This window comes from Shewanella zhangzhouensis (genome assembly GCF_019457615.1).
GTDB lineage: Bacteria > Pseudomonadota > Gammaproteobacteria > Enterobacterales > Shewanellaceae > Shewanella > Shewanella zhangzhouensis.
Genome location: NZ_CP080414.1, coordinates 932,051 through 948,773, shown reverse-complemented (window position 1 = coordinate 948,773; position 16,723 = coordinate 932,051). Strand labels below are relative to the sequence as shown.

Sequence of the window (16,723 nt, the reverse complement as noted above, 5' to 3'; positions counted from 1 at the left end):
AGCCAAAGACCGATGGCAACCCCATCGGTCTTTTTTTGGCCAGCGCTTTTGCGATAATCCCTTCATTGCTGCAACAAGCAGCATAAAAAGCAAATCAATCGACTTCCTGGGCGGCTTTTTTGGGCAAACTATCGCGCACCTCAAACCAATCCACATGGGTGTCGTAAAACACATGGGCCATGGGCAACTGAACTATGGGGTCGTGAAAGCAGGCACGGACTATGTGTAACTCACCCGGCCAGCGGCTGGAGGTAAAAAACAAACTGCTGCCGCAGCGACGGCAAAATCCCCGCCGCGCCGCCTGTGATGAGGCAAACCACTGCAGATGCTGCTCAGGGTCGCTGATGCGCGCAGCCAGTTCACTCACCCCAAGCCAGGTAACAAATGCCGCCCCATGGGCATGTTGGCACTGTGTGCAGTGGCAATGGGCGACCCACTTGGGTGGCAAATCGATTTCCACATGAATGGCGCCGCACAGGCAAGCGCCGCGGGCAATTGGGGAGCTATCCATAACAGTGTTCACCCGGGTCGACTCAACAGAGGATATTGCGATTGTTGGCAACAACAGGCTCACTGTCCAGTGAACCGGCCGTTTAAGCACCACCCTCCCCCTGCGGGAGCCGGGGCTACCGGCTCATCATACAGGTTTCCAATTCGGCCTCTGACTTGCCCGATGCCTTTTCCATGGTGGCAGACAGGCACACATCCAGTGCCTCATAATCTTGCTGGCGGCTGTATTCGCTGTGGCAGTGCCTGAGCTCCCTGACCACCGCTTGCTCAAGCGCCCCCTGACTCATGCCGGCACAGGCAGACACGGCTTTGAATACGCCGTTACCGCGCATGGTTTGGAGCGTCTGCTGTAGTCCCTGTTCGAACAATTCGGCGGATAACTCGGGTTCTTCCGAGGCGTTCGCAGCAGCGGGGAGCAAAGCACCAAGGAGCAGAGGCAATATCATAAGGTGTTTCATGGGTAAGTTCCTTTTACTCGGGTAAATATCCGTGCCTGTGTTGGCGTTGACGTTATGGCCGCAACACTAAAATGAGCCACTGCACACCTTAAAGAAACGCCTCTGACTACACATCAATCCTTGGAATGAGATTTACCCCCCTAAGCAGGAATAAGCGCTGAGACCTACACTTTAGTCCTGTGCCTGCATGGGCGGCACAGTTCTGTAATCATAAGGAGAGATTCTGATGAGAGTCAGTCAATGGAAAAGACTTGGTATGGTATCGGCCCTGGCCCTGGGAATGACCGTAGGCTCAGCTCAGGGGGCTGGTTATTTAAAAATTGGCGATATCAAGGGCGAAAGCCAGGACGATACCCACAGGGAGGAAATTGAACTTCTCAGCTGGAGCTGGGGTACAAGCAATGGCATGAATAACTCGGGCAGCCTTTGTGTTATGGATGTATCTTTGGCCAAATATACCGACAGCGCCACCGTCGATATTTTGATGGGGCAAATGATGGGCACTCAGTATCCCGATGCCGAAATTTCCATGACCCTGAGCGGCACCGCCCGCACTGAGGACTACTTTAAGATGCGCATGCGCAATGTCACTGTAACCAGTTATCAAACCGGTGGCAGTGGCCATGATCGCATGACTGAGAACATCACTTTGCATTTCGATGAAGCGTCAATTGAGTACCGTCGTCCCGGGCCGGATGGCAGCCCAGGCGCCCCCGAAGTCACCCGTATCAGTTCCAGCAGCCATAAATGCCGCTGAGCCCGGCTCTGGGCACATTCATGGATGTGCCCAAGCCCTGGATTTTGGTAGAGCACATACCTAATCGAGGTCTTTCAGGGTTGCCATACCCAGTTGGCGCATTTGCCGACCAATCCAATCGGCGCGTCGGTTCATGTAGGCCGTAGGGGGATTGATGCGATATGACCAGGGGTTGGGGAGCAAGGCGGCCAGCAAGGCGGCTTCTCTGGTGCTGAGCTTGCCCGCCCCCTTGTTGAAGTAATATTGGGAGGCGGCCTCCACCCCATAAATTCCCGGGCCAAACTCCACGATATTCAGGTACAGCTCCAGAGTACGCCGCTTGCCACTTAAGGTATCCAACAGCACAGCAAACCAGGCTTCCAGCCCTTTACGGACCAGACTTCGGGAAGACCAGAGAAACAGGTTCTTGGCCGTTTGCTGGGTTAAGGTACTGGCACCGCGAAGGGGCTCCCCCGGATCTCTGTCTTCGATGGCCGTTTTAATGGCCGCAAAGTCGACGCCGTTGTGCTGGGTAAAGCGCTGATCTTCAGAGGCGATGACCGCCAATTGCATATTGGCCGCAATCTTTTCCAATGGCACCCACTGGTGGCGCACCTGAATATTGTCGTTGGGGGGGAACAGCGCCCTGTCGATACGCCAGGCCCAGGTGGGAGGATTGATAAAGCTGACCATCAGCACCAATGCCAGAGACAGCAGCAGAAAAGCCAGCAAGAGTCGAAAACTCCAGCGCCAGAATCCTCGCCAACTGCGGACGAGTAACCCGGGCTTGTTGCCACTTGCCTGGCTTTTTTCAGACATGACAAATGCCCCTATCCCCACATCCTGGGTGAATCCGCTTCATTCTCATTTCAACTCTCGACTCATATCCGTATTTCGTCTTCTGTCCTGAGGGGAAACGGCTAATCCAAGCCGGGCAGCAAATAAACCCATTTGGGATCCTGGCTCCAGGGTTTGATGATTTTGCGTTTTTTATCCTTGGTGTAGAAGCACTTGCCAAAAAGAATAATCCCCGCACCTTCAAAGTCAGCCCGTTCTTTAATGCCGAATCGCTTGAGCAGAGCCTCGCGGACATCAGAGATAGCAATGCCCACCTCACGGCTGTCGGTGGGATTTAGCCAATTCATGTCGTTATCCGCATGGGACAAGGTACCCCAATACATGCGCGGCGCGCCTTTTTCCGTAGGAATCGCATCGGCAAAATTCACAAACAGGTTTTTCGCACGCCAGCGGTGTACCTCATCGGTGTAGACCCAAAGGTCCGAGCCAGCAAGTTCACTGCCCCGCAATAAACTCATGAGCAGTTTTTTAAGCCCGAGTTTTGGGGTCTGCAGCGTATCCTCTGGTTGCCCGGCCGCCTTGGCTTGAGTATTGGGTGTGTGTTGCGAATGGACATCATAGGAACCCTGCGGCTCCCTGACGGATGAGGCGGTGGAATGACCGGTACTCTTGCGCCCAAGCCGCACCGGCGCATCAAAATCAATACTCAGGCCGTCTTCCTGTTCAATGGCCTGACGCACGGCCGCAATGTCGGCCTCATGTTCTTTGCTGGAGCTGGATGGACGATATTCGGGGCAATTATCACTGTGGTAGAGGGAGCCAAAGCAGGCCGCCTTGCCATCGCTTGAGGCGCGGCGAAAATAGGCCCGCGCGCCGCAACCCAGGCAAAACAGCGATTGCCTGAGCTGCTCCTGCGTGGCTTCACCCAGCTTGGCAAACCCGTAAACGGAAAAGACCCTGGGTGCTTGTCCCGGCTCTTCACAACGCACATCCAGCATAGTTCAACTCCCCCGCGCCACCTGGGTTTATCCTCCGGCTATCGAAGCACAATGGCAAGTCAAAGCGGCTGATTTATCAAGAAAACTGCTTCAGCCACTGGGCAAAGGCCTGTTTGGGCATGGCCCCGGCCTGTTGCCCCAGTATCTTGCCCCCCTTGATAACCATCAACGTGGGAATGGAGCGAATGCCGAACCGCGCCGCCAGAGCCTGCTGGGTTTCGGTATCTAACTTGCCGAAGCGAAAACCGGGTTCAATCTCCGCCGCTGCCGCGTTGAACACCGGAGCAAAGCTTTGGCAGGGGCCACACCAGGCCGCCCAAAAGTCCACCACCAGAGGCAGCTCAGATTTGATGGCATGGGCGTCGAAGTTGGCAGCGGTCAGTTCAATCGGTGCACCGGTAAACAAGGGCGATTTACAGCGACCACAACTGGGGGCGTCGCTGAGTCGGTCGTCGGGCACCCGGTTCAGGCCGTGGCATTGGGGGCAGGCAAGGATCATAACAATGGCTCCAAAAAGAAGGCTGGATGACAGAAAACATGGGGGCTGCGCGCCGCCATTACAAGGCGAAAAAGCCAGCATGATTCACTTTTGCTGCTAACTCTTTCAGGGTAAAACACAGGCGAGCAAAGTGCCGACTGGCTGGCACAAATGAGCGAAGCCAAAAAAGCCATGGGCGTGATAAATGAAGCGCAGGCCCTGCACAGCCGTGCCATGGCACTGGCCGAAGCTCAGGGGCTGGAAAGCTGGGAATATTGGGAACTGAATCCGAGGCGTTTTTAATATCCTGCACGGCCCTACGAGCGAAATGAGCATCAAAAAAGGCGCCCTGGGCGCCTTTTTCGTTGAGTTTAACGGCTCACCCTCACTTCCGGTGAGTTCATCAGCGCCAGCATGGGGTTGGCTGCCATCACTCTGGTATACATCAGCTTGCCGATAATCAGCCCCGCCACAAAGCCACCGATGTGGGCCCAGTAAGCCACACCCTCGCCCGCCATGTACAAACCGAAGATGTTAAACGCGAGCCAAATGCCGAAGAACACCAAAGGTGACACCTTCTTTTGAAACACGATGAACATAAAGGTCAGGCTGGCATAGCGAAACCACAGCAGGTACATGCCGAACAGGCCGGCGATGGCGCCGCTGGCGCCCACCATGTAGATATCGCTGCCTGGCTCGGAGATGATTTGCGCCGCCGCAGCCGCGAGACCACACACCAGATACAGCCCCAAAAAGCGTGCCCGGCCAAGGGCATCTTCCAGGTTATCCCCCACCACGTAGAGGAAGTACATGTTGCCCGCGAGGTGAATGATGTCGCCATGGAGGAACATATGACTGAACAGGGTCCACACATGGCTGCCGTGCATCACCTGATTTGGCACGAGGGCAAACTGCTCGAATATGGGATCTATCATCGACAAGTCGAAGCCGTAGACCCCAAAGATCACCAAATTCAAACCCAGCAACCACCAGGTCACCACGGGCTTGCTTTTAGGCTTGAGATTGAACTCCACCGGCATTTGCGACAAAAACTGGAACAGCCAGGTTTTGACACTGATTTTGCCGTCAAGCTCTGCCAGCGCCTGACGCACCCGGGGAGACTGCACCACCTTGTCGCACTCATGCTTGTCGAGCCAGACACCGCGGCAGGAAGGGCATACGTCTACTTCGATTTCAAACTCCTGCATCAGGTGGTAGCGCTCCAAAGTGCAGTCACAGCCGTGACAGCGACGCTCCGAGCGCCCCAGATGCGCCCCCATGGACTGCTCAAGCACTACGGCATCATCGCCGTTGTCGGCCGTTGACAGGGCCCGGTCCAACTCACCATATTCAAACCAGAGACCGGCACACTTTTGACAGGTGTCCACCTGCTCACCGTGAAATTCAAACACCCTGAAACTTTGATGCTGACAGCCGGGACAGGTTAATTGCTTGTTCATTTCAACGCCTCCAATACCCCAGCCTGGCGCAGCGATTCACCGAGCGCCTCATAATTGATTTTCAGTGCTGGCAAGGTGTGCTGTTCCATGGACGCTATCACCACCCGCAGCTCTTTTACGCCATAGGTGGGCCCATAGAACTTGGATTCCAGCTTGTCGATAATATCCGCCGACTGGCTATGAAAGCGCCGGGAGGCCGAGAGAATTTCCGATGGGGTTTCCAGGGTGCTTTGAGAGTAGCGCATGTTTTCCCACACGAAGGTGGCCACTGCGGGATGGTGCCGCTTGATATCGAAGGGGCGCTCTTTTTCTATCTTATCCGCATACGCCGTCAGAATTTGCACGTTGTCGGCCAGCTCATCATAAAGGGCGTGGCGCAGGTGATAGTTATTTTGCTGACTCATCAGCGAATCAAACGCGATGGCCTGGGATAAGCCTTCTTTCGCGGCCAGATAGACGCCCGCCACTGTGGCGATAATCATAAAGACCTGGCTTATCCAAAAACTGGTTTTCACCAGTTCCTGATTGTCCAGTCGCAGCGAATGTCGCGGGGTGTCGGCGTGGGCCTGAACGCCCGGCGCTACAGCCACAGGGCTCTGACTTTCGATATCCATATCAAGGTACTCCTAATCCTTGGATTTCATTAACGATTTAATGAAGGGGGTGAAAAGAGTCCAAGGATACGCGCCGAGGCCACTGTAAACCAGTGCCAAGATCAAAAAATCCATTTAAGGGTCCGGCGGCTTAACGCCTGTGCATCCAACGCCAAACCATACCCATTACCGACACACAATATGCATAAATGGGAAAATCAGGCTATTGTGATTATCCGTCGTTGGCGTATAACTAAAGTACTGCTAAGGCAGTGACGGCACACGTTGGAGGCGTGACATGACCCATGAAAGCACCCACCAAGAAGGCCACAGGGAGAAAGCTGACCGGCGGCATGGTAGTCCCAGTAATCTGGATCACTGGAACAAACTCACCACTGCACAGAGGTTTGCATTTTATACGCTGGCGAAACTTGGCTATCAGTTACTCTTTGTCCGCGGACAACAGAGCCAGCCTTTGGCCATCACCCGCCAGGATGCAAGACTTGCAACCATAAATAGCTGGGGGGATATCGACTTCGCCCCGGACATACAACTGCGCCAATAGCGAAAAGGAGCCTTAAGGCTCCTTTTCTTATACTGCTATTACCGCTATTGCTTGTTGGGCGTTCAAGCGGCCTGACTTGCCACAGCGGTATCGGATTCTGCAATCAGCATAACAGCCGCACGGCCCAGCAATTGGTTGATGGTCCGTTCGCCCTGAGTGCCCAGCTCCAGCATGGCGCTTTCACGGGCGCCACTGATGGCACGAAACTGTGTCACATCACGCTCAGCTGAACCACAAAGACTGAAGAAGAGTTTCAGTACGGCCCGATAGTGGGACTCGCGCATCGCCTGCATCCAGCTGCGCTCCAGCGCTTCAACGCTGGAAAAGTCCAGGGCTGCCATAAACAGGCGGCCAATACGTGCATCCAGACGTACCAAAAAGTCCGTTTTCTTCGGGAAGTGGTGGCTGATACCAGTCCGGCTGATCCCGGTCGCTTCTGACAGCGTTGTGTATGACATAGCGTCGAAACCAATACTCAGGATTTGCTTGAGCGCCTCATCCATGATCTGGTTAATGGTCTGCTCAGTCTGCACCTTGGAACGTTTCGCCATGAAATGTATCCCCCGTTGTTATATTTGTTGCGCAGAGCTTACCAAAGCATTAGAGGGATTACTGCCAGAAAAATGGCATTCATAAGAGTATCTGACTTTCGTTCAGCCAGTGTTCAGCTAAAAACCGAACACCATGCCAAATCGCTAACCCTTGATTAACATATGCTGTCTGCTGAGCCATTGATGGGCGTTGTTTGGCCCCATCAGCAAACCGAGGGTGGGCGCCAATACGGGGCGTAATTGCGGTTTTCGCCAGTACATATAATGGGGCATATTCCGGGTGTTACCAGATTGAAAAAGATTATGCAAAAGGCTGGCAAACTCCTGCAGCTCTTCGTCAGACCACTGGGGAAGGCTTGGGTAAAAATCCTGGCAAAAAGCACCAAATTCAGCGAATAACGCCAGTTCTTTGGCATCATACCTGTTAAGTAGCGGGAGTAAGTAAAGAGAGCTCCAATGGGACAACTGGTTAACGTCATTGATAGCCTGCAGATTACGGCGATGAAACTGCTGCCAGGCCAGAGTGAGACTGCCTTTCTCTTTGGCAACCCGCCAATAAAGGTAGGCATCGGCCAGCCATTCCTGCTCACGCACGCTGAGGATGTCCGGCAGCACAGAGCCTTGCAGGGCTCTGACCTCCAAATGGCCAATCTCGTGCCATAGGGTTAAGGTGAATTGTTCTGCCAACGGCAGCTCCAGCAGAGCCCCTGAGACTATGGCACTCTCGCGACTTGGGGTGCGCTCAGGTGCCATCACTATCACCCCGGCTATCGCTGGGTGAGAAACCGGCGTCACCAGCGCGGCGCGATACCCCAAAAGTGCCGGGATATCCGCGGGTAATTGCGCCGTCACCTCTTGCGGCAGGCTGGCAAGGCAGGAAGGTATTCCGGCGAGCTCACAGAGAATCACCTCCTTCCCCGCCACAATGACCTGTTTAGGGTTGTGTAGACTGCCACTGAACTGCGCCGCATTAAGGCCACTACAGGCCATCAACAGCAGCAGATTCAGTGCCAGTCGCCACCGCATCAGTGGCGGCTCATGATGTTCTGAATGATGGCTGTGGTCGACACACCATCTTCAAAGCCAAGCACCTTCACCTGGCCGCCATTGGCAATCACCTCGGCGCCACCGGCAATGTCTTCCACCTTATAGTCGCCGCCCTTTACCAGGAGGTCTGGCAGGAGTCTGGCGATAACCCGCTGGGGCGTGTCTTCACTGAAGGGCACCACCCAGTCCACCGAGGCAAGCCCGGCGAGTACCGCCATGCGTCTGTCGACTGAGTTCACCGGACGGCCATCGCCTTTCAAACGGCGCACCGAGTCATCATCATTCACGGCCACAATCAGGCGATCGCCAAGGGCCTTGGCCTGGGCGAGATAACTCACATGACCTGCGTGGAGAATATCGAAGCAGCCGTTAGTCATCACTACCCGCTCGCCGCGAAGCTTGGCCTGCTCAAGGGCATACACCAGCTGATCTTCACTCACGACACCAATTCCTGACTCGCCCTGATGGGATTTCAGGGCTTCAATCAGCTCAATACGGCTGACGGTGGATGTGCCCAGCTTGCCGACTACCACACCGGCGGCGGTGTTGGCGATGGCACAGGCCTGAGGCAGCTCAGCACCGGCGGCAAGGGCCGTGGCCAAGGCCGAAATCACGGTATCACCGGCACCTGTGACGTCGTATACCTCACGGGCTACGGTGGGGATATGCAGCTCGGGAGCCTTGGGCGTAATCAGGGTCATACCCTTTTCAGAGCGTGTCACCAAGAGCGCATCCAATGCCAGGTCCTGAAGCAGCTTTTGGGCCTTTTCAACCAAATCCGCTTCGCTGGTTACAGCCCCCACCACGGCTTCAAATTCACTCATGTTCGGAGTCAGCAGGGTTGCGCCCCGGTAGCGGGCAAAGTCACTGCCCTTTGGGTCTACCAGTACCTTGACCCCTTTGGCACGGGCTCTGGCAATAAAGTCGGCGGGTTCACCCACGGCGCCCTTGGCATAGTCTGACAGGATAACCACATCCACATCATCGAGGCGCGCTTCGGCCCTAGTCAGCAAGGCATCACTGCTTTGCTTATCAAAGGCTTCTTCAAAGTCGAGTCGGATGAGCTGCTGATTGCGGGACAATACCCTGAGCTTGGTGATGGTGGGCTTATCTTCCACCACCAGCCAATGGGGTTCAACGCCAAGGGCCTGCACGCCGCGGGTCAGGGCATCTGCGGTATCATCCTGTCCCACCAGGCCTGACAACTGCACCTTGCCACCGAGGGCGGCAATGTTCAGCGCCACGTTGGCGGCGCCGCCTGGCCTGTCTTCAATCTGATTGATGCGCACCACGGGCACTGGGGCTTCGGGGGAGATGCGTCCGGTCGGTCCCACCCAATAGCGGTCCAACATCACATCCCCAACAACCAAAACCCGGGCCTTCTCAAAAGCTGGCAGCGTAACCTTCATAGTACTCACATTGAATTTGCCGAAACTAAAAGCGGATTGTACCCAATTTTCTCCCGCTGTTGCGCATGTTTTGCGTTAGAATAAGCACGAATTTTTGCAACAGAGCGAGCCCCAAGTGGTAGAAAGTGCCCAATTTTCCAATCACCTGTATCACCCCAAGTACTGGCTGTTATGGCTGGGTGTAGGATTGATGCGCGCCTTGTCGCTTCTGCCCCTGCATTGGCAGATGTCCCTGGGTAAAGGACTTGGCCGACTGGTAAGGATATTGGCTGGCAGTCGCAGTAATACCGCCAGACGTAATCTGGAACTTTGCTTCCCCGACATGAGCGACGCCGAGCGCGACGCCCTGTTCAAACGCAACTTCGAAGAAACCGGCAAAGCCGTGTTCGATACCATTTGCGCCTGGTGGTGGAGCGATGAGCGCATACAGCAGCATATGCGCATCAAGGGGGCCGAACATGTTGAGCAAACCGTTGCCGCGGGTCAGGGCGTTATCCTGTTTGCGGTACATTGTTTGCCGTTGGAAATGGGCGCGCGGATTTTTGGTCAGTTTCAGCCCGGCGTGGGTGTTTACCGCCCCCACAACAATGCGGTGATGGAATATCTGCAAGTGAAAGGACGCCTGCGTTCCAACAAGGCCCTGGTGCCCAAGCGCGATTTGCGTCAGATGGTGCGCTGCTTACGGAATGCCGAAGTGATCTGGTACACGGCCGATCAGGATTTTGGCCGCTCTTCCGCTGTATTTATTCCCTTCTTTGCGGTGCCCGATGCCGCCACCATCACGGGAGCCACCACCCTGGCCAAGCTGGGCAAAGCCAGGGTTCTGCCGTTTTTTGTGGAGCGGGACGCTGATGACAAGGGCTACAGCATTGAGATTTTGCCGCCGCTGGAAGACTTCCCCGGTGAAGACGAAACCGCCGACGCCATTCGTGGCAATCAGGTGGTGGAGTCGCTGATTTCCCGCAATCTGCCGCAATACATGTGGCTGCATCGCCGCTTCAAGACGCGCCCGGAACAGGACGCGCCTTCACTCTACAAGTAACATCGTCTCGAATTCGCATCAGATACCAGCACCTCAACCTGCCTTGAGCTTCAAACCAAGGCAGGTTGGACAATCCCCTTCCATGGTGCGCACCACCCAATCACAGCCCTGCCACTCAAAGCTGTCACCCTCTACCGGGTTGCGGCCAAGCTTTTGATGCATCAGGTCTTCCAGTGTCAGCCCCACCTCGTCTTCATGCAGGTTAAAACCATAAAGCGGCGCCAAATCCGCAAGACGTACCGAGGTAGCCAACATAAAGTCACCGAAAAAGCCTGCCATGGACGGGTTTTCCGGCGCCTCACTGAAGAGCTGACTGAGGGCAGGCAAGTCTTTGGCCTGACCGAGCACGCACAGCACATCGTCGGCAGCAAGCTCGGTACTGCCCGAAGGGTGCAGCAAATTGTTCCCCCGGAACAACGCCGCAATGCGGGTGCCTTCCGGCATCGACAAACGCCTTAATGGCTCGCCCACACACCACTTATTGGGCTTGAGACGATAGACAAAAATTTCCCATTCACTGGCAGGAAAGATGTCGACTCCCGCGCGGCTGATGGGCTCAGGCTTGGGCGGCAAACTGACTCTGGCGAGCTTCATCGCCAAGGGCAAAGTTGAGCCCTGGAGCAGCAAAGAGACCAGTACCACACAAAAGGCCAGGTTGAAATAGAGCTCGGCATTGGGCAAGCCGGCCATCATGGGGAACACCGCCAGGATAATGGGCACTGCGCCCCTCAGGCCCACCCAACTGATAAACCAGCGCTCCCTTGCCACAAAACGCTTGAAGGGCGCCAGGCTTACCCACACGGCCAGCGGCCGGGCGATAAAAATCATCCCCAGCGCCAGCACCAGTCCGGGTACCAGGACCTCGAGCAGCGATGACGGCGTCAGCAGCAGCCCCAGCACCAGGAACATGCCAATCTGCGCCAGCCAGGTCAGGCCGTCCATCACAGCGAGCGTACTGTGCTTTCCGCGCATGCCGCGATTGCCAAGGAACAGACCATAGAGATAGATAGACAGGATACCGCTGCCACCGAGCAAACTGGACAGGGCAAACAGCAGCAGACCGCCTGCCAGCACCAGAATGGGGTAAAGTCCATCTGCCAGCACGCTACGATTGACAAGATGCCATATCAGGTACCCTCCACCAAAACCGGCGGCCATTCCCATACCGGCCTGAAGCGCCAGGTCGCGCATCAGCCCGGGACCATCAAAGTCGCCGCCGGCGGCTATCATGGCAATCAGGCTGACGGTGAGAAACACGGCCATGGGATCGTTACTGCCCGATTCAATTTCGAGGGTCGAGCCCACGCGCTCGTTCAGCGCCCGGCCCTTGAGCAGCGAAAACACCGCGGCCGCATCGGTACTGCCAACGATGGCACCAATCAGAAGCCCCATCAGCAAATTAAGGTCGAACAGCCAGGCGGCCAGCAAGCCGGTCAACACCGTGGTAATGGCCACGCCAAGTGTCGCCAGGGAAAGCGAAGGCCAGAGCGCCAGCCGGAAGCTGCTCATCTTGGTTCTGAGACCACCATCCAGCAGGATAACCGCCAGCGCCAGATTACTGACCAGGTAGGCCGTGGAGTAATCGTTGAATTGTATGCCGCCGGGACCATCCTCACCGGCGAGGATCCCCACTCCCAGGAATACCAGCAATATGGGTACACCCAGTCGGGAAGACAGGGGGCTTAACACCACACTGAGCCCCACCAGCAAGGCGCCGACCAAAAACAACAAATTCATGTTTTCTGCAATCATTGCGCCTCCCTATCAAGAAATCGCGACAATTATACAGACAAAATGTGACAAAACGGTATTTTAAAGCAAATTTAATGTCGAAAAACCAAAAGTAAAACTCCTGTTTTATATTGGTTTTTACTGCTTAACATTCATTTAGCCCACTCACCCTGCAGAGTCGGCAGCTTCAACCAAGATCTTGCCAATATTCATCAACACTAAACAATGTCATTTAAACAATTACAATGTCCTTATGACATCAAGTGACGTTGTCACAAAAACAATTCAATAAAACAAATTAACAGTAAATGCTTGTAATTGCTTAATATTCAATAATGGCACGCATTCTGCCTTATAGCGATGACATTAGAACAAGCGCTAGAGAGGCCACAATGAGTTCACTTCGCAAAACGGCAATTGCACTGCTAATAGTGCTGATTGCCTCCTTCACAGTACTGCTGAGTCTTGGCAGTGAAATCTATCGGGAGATGCCTCCCATTCCGGATGCCTTCACCAGTGAAAGCGGTCAAACGCTTTACAGCAAAAACGACATCCTTCGCGGCCAGCTGGTTTGGCGCTCCATGGGTGGGCACCAACTGGGCTCCATTTGGGGCCATGGCTCCTATGTGGCGCCCGACTGGTCAGCCGACTGGTTACACCGTGAGGCCGAAGCCTGGCTCAACATCAGCGCCAACAACCAGTATGGCAAAGCCTTTGCCGAGCTGGACAAGTCACAGCAGGCCGCGCTTGAACAGGCTCTGCGGGACGATATGCGCCGCAACACCCTGTTCAACAACGGCGATAAACTGGAAGTCCCACTGAGCGCAACACGCATTGAGGCCATTGGCCAGGTGGTTGAGCACTATGTGGCACTTTTCGGTGACGATGCCTCCATGCAAACCCTGCGTGAGCAGTATGCCATGAAAGAAGGCACCATCCCCGACCTGGCAAACCGTCAGCAGCTCAACGCCTTCGTATTCTGGAGTGCCTGGGCGGCCATCACTGAGCGCCCGGGTGAAACTTACACCTACACCGCCAACTGGCCCTACGATCCTCAGCTTGGCAATACCCCCACCTCAGACAATATCGTCTGGTCGATTTTGAGCATTGTCACCCTGATAGCCGGGATTGGTGGTCTGGTGTGGTATCACGCTGCCGGTAAGGCCCATCCACTGCCAGAGCCTGCAAAAGAAGACCCCCTGTTCCGCTTCAAGCCTACCCCATCACAAAAGGCCGTGGGCAAGTATTTCATCACCGCCATTGGCCTGTTCCTGCTGCAAATAGTGTTGGGGGGCATCACGGCCCACTACGCGGTGGAAGGTCAGCAGTTTTATGGTCTGCCACTGGCCGAGATCCTGCCCTATTCAGTCACCCGTACCTGGCACACCCAGCTGGCCGTGTTCTGGATTGCCACTGCCTGGCTCGGCACGGGTCTTTACATAGCCCCTGCACTGTCCGGCCATGAGCCCAAATATCAGCGTCTTGGTGTAAATGTGCTCTGGGCCGCACTGGTTGTTGTGGTGCTGGGTTCCATGGCCGGTGAATGGTTGGGGGTTCAGCAGTATTTCAGCCTCGACAACAATTTCCTCTTTGGCCATCAGGGCTATGAATATGTGGATCTGGGTCGCGTATGGCAGATTTTGCTGCTGGCTGGCCTGATGATATGGCTGACTCTGGTGACCGCCGCCATTCGTCCCGCCCTTAAGCTGCAGGGTGAAATGCGTCCGGTGATTTGGGTGCTCTACGCCTCCTGTGTTGCCATCGGACTCTTCTACGGTGCCGGCCTCTTTATGGGCAAACACACCAACCTGGCGATGGCCGAATACTGGCGCTGGTGGGTGGTGCACCTGTGGGTAGAAGGCTTCTTTGAAACCTTCGCCACCTCGGTTATTGCCCTGCTGTTGGTTCGCCTGGGCCTTATCCGTGCCCGCAACGCCAATGCTGCTGTGCTCTTCGCCACTGTTATCTTCCTTACCGGTGGTCTTATCGGCACCCTGCACCACCTGTACTTTACCGGCACCACCAACTCAATCATCGCCTGGGGCTCCATCTTCTCGGCACTGGAAGTGGTTCCCCTGGCTCTGATTGGGTTTGAGGCCGTTGAAAGCTATCGTCTGCGCCATGCCGCTCCCTGGATGCAGCGCTACCACTGGGCCATCATGTTCTTCGTCGCCACCGCATTCTGGAACCTGGTCGGTGCCGGCGTGCTCGGTTTCCTGATTAACCCCCCAATCTCGCTCTACTTTATTCAGGGCCTAAACACCACGGCAACCCACGGCCACGCCGCCTTCATGGGCGTGTACGGCATGCTGGGCATAGGTTTGATGCTCTCCTGTCTGCGCGGCCTGACCCTGGAAATGCCCTGGAATGAGAAGCTGCTCAAGGGCGCGTTCTGGAGCCTGAACCTGGGCCTGGCAGCCATGGTATTCATGTCGTTGCTGCCAATGGGTATCACCCAGTTCTTCGCTGTGATTGAAAACGGCTACTGGTTTGCCCGCTCACCAGCGGTTATTCATTCCTCCACGGTGGAGACTCTGGTGTGGATGCGGGTATTTGGCGACGTTATCTTCAGCGTCGGCGGTCTGCTGCTGGCCATGTTCCTGGTGGATATCGTTCGCAAGGCGTTGTCACGCCGCACCGTGGCCGCTATTCAAACCTCCACTATCTAACCTTATCGGGGGCGCTGTGCGCCCCCATGTCAAAATGACAATCTCACCCAACCAGAGTATGCTGACCCCAACGCTATTTAGTTCGGGGCAGCCTACCTCAATGCCACTCAGCCAAACCCTGCTCACCCGCATCGCACTGGATATCACCTCCGGCCTGTCACACCGTGACCGCTTTGCCAGACTGGTGGACACAGTCAAAGCCAACCTGGGTTGTGATGCCGCCGCACTGCTGGAGTTCCGCGACCGTCACTTTGTCCCCCTTGCAACCGCAGGGCTGGCCGAGGACGTGGCCGGACGCCACTTTGCCATCGACAGCCATCCGCGCCTCGAAGCCATCGCCAGAGCAGGCGACCTGGTGCGTTTCCCCGCCGACAGTGCCCTGCCGGATCCCTACGACGGCCTTATTCCCAATCAGGAAGACAGGCTCCACGTGCATGCCTGCATTGGCCTGCCACTGTTTGACGACGAAAAGCTGATTGGCGCGCTGACACTGGATGCCTTCGACCCACAGCGATTCGATAATCTCGGCACCATGGAACTGAGGGCACTTGGCGCCTTAAGTGCGGCGTCTTTGAAAAATGCCCTGTTGCTGGATAAATTGGAGCGGGTGTCGCTGCTTGGTCACGGCAGCCGCGAGGCAAACAACGATACTCCGCCCATGGTGGGCAATGCCCCCGTGATGGAGAGCCTGCGTCAGGAGATACTCGCGGTGGCAGGCACGGATCTGAGTGTACTCATACTCGGCGAAACAGGGACAGGCAAGGAGCTGGTCGCCCGCGCCGTACATCAGGCCAGTCCACGGGCCGGTAAAGCACTGGTGTACCTCAACTGCGCCGCCCTGCCGGAGTCTGTCGCCGAGAGCGAGCTTTTTGGTCACGTGAAAGGGGCCTTTACCGGCGCAATCAGTCACCGCAGCGGTAAATTCGAAACCGCCGACAAGGGCACCCTGTTTTTGGACGAAATCGGTGAGCTGCCACTGGGACTGCAGGCCAAGCTGCTTCGGGTATTGCAATACGGTGATGTGCAGCGCATCGGCGATGACCGCAGCCTCAAGGTGGATGTGCGCATCATTGCCGCTACCAATAAGGATTTGAAACAGGAAGTCCTGGCGGGCCGCTTCCGCGCCGACCTGTACCACCGCCTGAGCGTCTTCCCGCTCCACGTGCCGCCGCTTAGGGAGCGCCCGGAAGATCTTGGCCCTCTGTGCGGTCATTTTCTTGAGCAGAGCCGCAAGTCCCTCGGGCTGTCGGTGCTCAGAATAAGACCCGATGCCCTGAGCCGCCTGAAAAACCACGACTGGCCGGGCAACGTACGCGAGCTTGAACATGTGATAAAAAGGGCTGCCACCCTGGCCAGAGCCGCCAGCGATGACGGCGCCGTGATGATAGAGCCCCAGATGCTTGCCATCGGCGGCCAGAGCGCGTCTGTACCTGTGCAAAGCCCGGTGGTGGGCGCTCAGGTGGAAGGCAAAAACCTCAAGGAAGCCACAGATGCATTTCAGGCGGCCTACATAGGCCAAATTCTCAGCGCCAATCGCGGTAACTGGGCCTCCACCGCCAGAGCCCTCGGGCTGGATCCCGGTAACCTGCACCGGCTCGCCAAGCGCCTCGGATTGAAATAATTATTGTCAAATAGCAGTTGAAATTCTGCGCGAATTCGATGAGGATGCCTGCTCTGC

At 55.9% G+C, this 16,723-nt stretch carries 17 protein-coding genes; 6 read left to right on the top strand and 11 right to left on the bottom strand.

Annotated elements, in window-relative coordinates:
• Positions 1-94: 94 nt before the first annotated feature.
• Both K0H63_RS04090 and K0H63_RS04085 read right to left on the bottom strand, forming a co-directional pair.
• A complete protein-coding gene (locus K0H63_RS04090) occupies positions 95-511 on the bottom strand; it encodes a GFA family protein (protein WP_220066851.1) in 417 nt (138 codons plus the stop codon).
• Between the two features lie 115 nt (positions 512-626).
• The gene (locus tag K0H63_RS04085; RefSeq protein ID WP_220066850.1) at positions 627-968 is read right to left on the bottom strand and encodes a hypothetical protein; all 342 of its coding nucleotides are present in this window, start codon (positions 966-968) and stop codon (positions 627-629) included.
• A 226-nt stretch (positions 969-1,194) separates the two neighbouring features.
• Here K0H63_RS04085 and K0H63_RS04080 point away from each other — a divergent pair, with 226 nt between their 5' ends.
• Entirely contained in the window at positions 1,195-1,725 is a 531-nt protein-coding gene (locus tag K0H63_RS04080) for an Hcp family type VI secretion system effector (RefSeq protein WP_220066849.1), read from the top strand.
• 60 nt (positions 1,726-1,785) lie between these two features.
• On the opposite strand, the gene mtgA is transcribed toward K0H63_RS04080, so the two are convergent.
• The 3 genes from mtgA to trxC form a co-directional block, all read right to left on the bottom strand.
• Positions 1,786-2,523, bottom strand: coding sequence for a monofunctional biosynthetic peptidoglycan transglycosylase (mtgA, locus tag K0H63_RS04075; protein WP_220066848.1), 738 nt, complete (start codon positions 2,521-2,523; stop codon positions 1,786-1,788).
• A 101-nt stretch (positions 2,524-2,624) separates the two neighbouring features.
• The gene (locus K0H63_RS04070) at positions 2,625-3,500 is read right to left on the bottom strand and encodes a hypothetical protein (protein WP_220066847.1); all 876 of its coding nucleotides are present in this window, start codon (positions 3,498-3,500) and stop codon (positions 2,625-2,627) included.
• A 76-nt stretch (positions 3,501-3,576) separates the two neighbouring features.
• The gene (gene trxC, locus K0H63_RS04065; protein WP_220066846.1) at positions 3,577-3,999 is read right to left on the bottom strand and encodes a thioredoxin TrxC; all 423 of its coding nucleotides are present in this window, start codon (positions 3,997-3,999) and stop codon (positions 3,577-3,579) included.
• Positions 4,000-4,149: 150 nt separating this feature from the next.
• Between trxC and K0H63_RS20070 the strand changes: the two genes are divergently transcribed.
• Positions 4,150-4,281 carry a hypothetical protein gene (locus K0H63_RS20070; protein WP_258405654.1) on the top strand — a complete coding sequence of 44 codons (132 nt, stop codon included), beginning with the start codon at positions 4,150-4,152 and terminating at the stop codon, positions 4,279-4,281.
• Between the two features lie 68 nt (positions 4,282-4,349).
• Here the strand turns inward: K0H63_RS20070 and K0H63_RS04060 are convergent, their stop codons facing one another.
• Positions 4,350-5,438, bottom strand: coding sequence for a rhomboid family intramembrane serine protease (locus K0H63_RS04060; protein WP_220066845.1), 1,089 nt, complete (start codon positions 5,436-5,438; stop codon positions 4,350-4,352).
• Entirely contained in the window at positions 5,435-6,052 is a 618-nt protein-coding gene (locus tag K0H63_RS04055) for a hypothetical protein (protein WP_220066844.1), read from the bottom strand. Before K0H63_RS04055 ends, K0H63_RS04060 begins: the two co-directional genes overlap by 4 nt.
• Positions 6,053-6,329: 277 nt before the next feature.
• On the opposite strand from K0H63_RS04055, the gene K0H63_RS04050 reads away from it, so the two are divergent.
• Positions 6,330-6,596, top strand: a complete 267-nt coding sequence (locus K0H63_RS04050) for a hypothetical protein (protein ID WP_220066843.1) — start codon at positions 6,330-6,332, stop codon at positions 6,594-6,596.
• Between the two features lie 62 nt (positions 6,597-6,658).
• On the opposite strand, the gene K0H63_RS04045 is transcribed toward K0H63_RS04050, so the two are convergent.
• The 3 genes from K0H63_RS04045 to hldE form a co-directional block, all read right to left on the bottom strand.
• Positions 6,659-7,147 carry a TetR family transcriptional regulator gene (locus K0H63_RS04045; protein ID WP_220066842.1) on the bottom strand — a complete coding sequence of 163 codons (489 nt, stop codon included), beginning with the start codon at positions 7,145-7,147 and terminating at the stop codon, positions 6,659-6,661.
• A 144-nt stretch (positions 7,148-7,291) separates the two neighbouring features.
• Entirely contained in the window at positions 7,292-8,173 is an 882-nt protein-coding gene (locus K0H63_RS04040) for a hypothetical protein (RefSeq protein ID WP_220066841.1), read from the bottom strand.
• Positions 8,173-9,603, bottom strand: a complete 1,431-nt coding sequence (gene hldE, locus K0H63_RS04035) for a bifunctional D-glycero-beta-D-manno-heptose-7-phosphate kinase/D-glycero-beta-D-manno-heptose 1-phosphate adenylyltransferase HldE (RefSeq protein WP_220066840.1) — start codon at positions 9,601-9,603, stop codon at positions 8,173-8,175. Before hldE ends, K0H63_RS04040 begins: the two co-directional genes overlap by 1 nt.
• A 115-nt stretch (positions 9,604-9,718) precedes the next feature.
• Between hldE and K0H63_RS04030 the strand changes: the two genes are divergently transcribed.
• On the top strand, positions 9,719-10,645 hold the full coding sequence (locus K0H63_RS04030) for an LpxL/LpxP family Kdo(2)-lipid IV(A) lauroyl/palmitoleoyl acyltransferase (protein ID WP_220066839.1): 927 nt from the start codon (positions 9,719-9,721) through the stop codon (positions 10,643-10,645).
• 33 nt (positions 10,646-10,678) lie between these two features.
• On the opposite strand, the gene K0H63_RS04025 is transcribed toward K0H63_RS04030, so the two are convergent.
• Positions 10,679-12,397, bottom strand: a complete 1,719-nt coding sequence (locus K0H63_RS04025; protein ID WP_220066838.1) for a potassium/proton antiporter — start codon at positions 12,395-12,397, stop codon at positions 10,679-10,681.
• Between the two features lie 371 nt (positions 12,398-12,768).
• Between K0H63_RS04025 and K0H63_RS04020 the strand changes: the two genes are divergently transcribed.
• Both K0H63_RS04020 and norR read left to right on the top strand, forming a co-directional pair.
• Positions 12,769-15,045 (top strand): nitric-oxide reductase large subunit, encoded by a 2,277-nt coding sequence (locus K0H63_RS04020; RefSeq protein ID WP_220066837.1) that lies wholly within the window; start codon positions 12,769-12,771, stop codon positions 15,043-15,045.
• Positions 15,046-15,145: 100 nt separating this feature from the next.
• On the top strand, positions 15,146-16,666 hold the full coding sequence (gene norR / locus K0H63_RS04015) for a nitric oxide reductase transcriptional regulator NorR (RefSeq protein WP_220066836.1): 1,521 nt from the start codon (positions 15,146-15,148) through the stop codon (positions 16,664-16,666).
• The last annotated feature ends 57 nt before the right edge of the window (positions 16,667-16,723 follow it).